Genomic DNA, 1,873 nt, shown 5'->3' with positions numbered 1-1,873 from the left:
CCCCGCGATCACCCCGACGTCACCGCGCACGTCGGCCCAGGCCCCGCCGGCCGCCAGCTGCTGCATCGCATCGAGCGCGTACGTCAGGGGCAGCACGCGCGACAGCCACTCCAGGACGACCGGCATCTCGTCGCGCGGCATGAGGATGCCGCAGGTGATCAGCTGCGGGAAGAGGACCAGCGGCATCAGCTGCACGGCCTGGAACTCGGTCCTCGCCAGCGCCGACGCCCCCAGCCCGAGCGCGCACCCGAGCACCGCGTCCAGCACCGCGACGAGGACCACCAGCCCGATCGGCCCCGCGACGTCCATGCCGCACACCCACACGGCGAACCCCACGATGACCAGCGCCTGCACGGTGGCCAGCACCGCGAACGCCAGGGCGTAGCCGACGACCACGTCGCCGCGCCCGATCGGCAGGGTCATCAGGCGCTCGAGCGTGCCGGAGATGCGCTCCCGCAGCGTGGCGACGCTGGTCACCAGGAACATCACCATCATCGGGAACAGCCCGACCAGCAGCGGACCGAACTGGTCGAGCACCGGCGTGTCGTCGAACATCCAGGCGATCAGGCCGATCAGCACGCAGGGCAGCAGGATGACCAGGGCGATCGTGCGCTTGTCGTGGCGCAGCTGCGTGAGCACGCGGCGGGCGGTCGCGGCGGTGAGCGCAGCGGTCATCCCGCGGCCGTGCTCCTGACGGGTCGCCGTCCGGGTGTCCGTGGCGACGCTGTGGGCGTTCATGCGACCGCTCCCTTCGCTGCGTCGCGGGCCACGGCGTCGTCGACGAGCGCGAGGAACGCGCCCTCGGCATCAGCGGCGCCGGTGCGCGCGAGCAGCTCGTCCAGCGTGCTGTCGGAGAGCACCGCGCCGCCGCGCAGCAGGATCAGCCGGTCGCAGCGGGCCGCCTCGTCCATCACGTGGCTGGACACCAGGAGGCTCACACCGGAGTCCGCGAGCCGGTGGAACAGGTTCCACAGGTCGCGGCGCAGGACGGGGTCGAGCCCGACGGTCGGCTCGTCGAGCACCAGCAGGTCGGGCCGGCCGAGCAGGGCGATCGCGAGCGACACCCGCGAGCGCTCCCCGCCGGACAGGGTGCCGATCGACTGGTCGGCGTGCTCCACGAGGTCGACCTCGGTCAACGCCCGACGGATCCCGTCGGCGTCGACGCCGAGGATCGCCGCCGCGTACCGCAGGTTCTCCGTGACGGTGAGGTCGCCGTACACGCTGGGCGACTGGGTCACGTACCCGATCCGGCGGCGCAGCGGAGCCGACCCCGCCGGCTGGCCCAGCACGATGACGGTCCCCCCGTCCACGATCTGCGCGCCGACGATCGCCCGCATCAGCGTCGTCTTGCCGCTGCCGCTGGGACCGAGCAGCCCGACCACCTGGCCGACCGGGACGGTCAGGTCCAGCGACTCGATGACGCGGGTGCCACCGCGCACGACGCGGAGCCCGACGACCTCGATCGCACTATTCCCCATGTGAGGAATTGTGCTCCTCGCCGGACGATCGGCACAAGGCGCTACTGCGTCGACTCGACGATCACCGCGCGAAGCCGCTCGATCGCCGCCGGGTCACCGTCGCGCTCGAGCGCGTCGATGCCGCCGCGCCCCCAGAGCCACAGCTCCAGGTCCCAGGCGGAGCCGGACACCGTCGCCGTGACGTCCTCGTCCTCCCCCTCCCACGGCGCACCGCCGACCAGCTCGGCGCACTCGTCGTCGTACTGCTTGCCGCTGGCCGGAGACGTGCCGTGGAACCGCCCGAACGCCATGACCCACTCGCGGCCGGCGTCGGTGGCGTGCAGCCGGACCCGCTGACCGTCGGGGGTGAACGTCGCCCACTCCGGCAGCCCGCTGACCATGACGCCGAGCATCTC

General features: G+C 72.7%; 3 protein-coding genes. All 3 read right to left on the bottom strand.

Features of this window, described 5'->3' with window-relative positions:
- The coding region (locus tag AC1DUQ_RS21355) for an ABC transporter permease (RefSeq protein WP_477074589.1) at positions 1-675 on the bottom strand (675 nt) is incomplete at its 3' end.
- 59 nt (positions 676-734) lie between these two features.
- Positions 735-1,478, bottom strand: coding sequence for an ABC transporter ATP-binding protein (locus AC1DUQ_RS21350; RefSeq protein WP_477061266.1), 744 nt, complete (start codon positions 1,476-1,478; stop codon positions 735-737).
- Positions 1,479-1,519: 41 nt separating this feature from the next.
- The coding region (locus tag AC1DUQ_RS21345) for a hypothetical protein (RefSeq protein ID WP_477074588.1) at positions 1,520-1,873 on the bottom strand (354 nt) is incomplete at its 5' end.

It is taken from the genome of Cellulomonas sp. P4_B5_2 (assembly GCF_056402235.1).
This window is presented reverse-complemented; position numbering and strand designations above follow the sequence as displayed.